The organism is Photobacterium sp. R1 (assembly GCF_054600795.1).
In genome coordinates, this window is record NZ_BAAHZP010000804.1 from 1 (window position 1) to 249 (window position 249).

Here is a 249-nt window from a genome sequence, read left to right on the forward strand (position 1 = left end):
TTGTGCTTCTGTCAATCAGCTGCACACCCACGGCCTCTTCCAGTGATTTAATATGGCGTCCGAACGCGGGCAGAGTAATGTGCCGGGCTTTGGCCGCACGGGAAAAGTTTCGGACTTCACAAAGCACGATAAAGTCTTCTAACCATTTAGTATCAAGATTCATCGACAATCACTTCACTGCAAACCACACATAGTGGACCGGATATTATCACAGGAAATGGCACCCACTGGCCCGACGGCCAGAATAAC

The 249-nt window shown here is 49.4% G+C and carries 1 protein-coding gene; it reads right to left on the reverse strand.

The annotated features are described in order from the left end of the window. Positions 1-163: LysR family transcriptional regulator (locus ACYP03_RS27285; protein ID WP_459782843.1), on the reverse strand; the 163-nt coding region annotated here is incomplete at its 3' end. Positions 164-249 lie beyond the last annotated feature (86 nt).